1 protein-coding gene is annotated in these 238 nt (G+C 63.4%); it reads left to right on the forward strand.

Translation table 11 applies throughout. The features are described from left to right. Window positions 1-103 (forward strand): CGNR zinc finger domain-containing protein (locus SB764_RS44385; protein ID WP_410867360.1); only part of this gene is annotated, 103 nt, incomplete at its 5' end. Between the last annotated feature and the right edge of the window lie 135 nt (window positions 104-238).

A 238-nucleotide genomic window follows, 5' to 3' on the forward strand; every position in this document is an offset into this window, starting at 1 on the left:
CCGCAGCAAGAACAGAAGCCGCGCCTGGTGCGACATGACCGTCTGCGGCAACCGGGCGAAGGCCAGCCGCCACTACCGGCGCAAGAAGGAGGAGACGCCATGAAGATCAACGCGATTGCCGCGCTCGGCCTTTCGGCAATGCTGATCGCAGGCTGCCAGCGCGAGATGGAGAAGATGGTCGAGGTATCCGGCCACATCTTCGTCTTCAACTACCGCGTGGCGACCGCCACCTATCTGG

The sequence above is a fragment of the Paraburkholderia sp. SIMBA_027 genome (assembly GCF_046535315.1).
Classification (GTDB): domain Bacteria; phylum Pseudomonadota; class Gammaproteobacteria; order Burkholderiales; family Burkholderiaceae; genus Paraburkholderia; species Paraburkholderia tropica.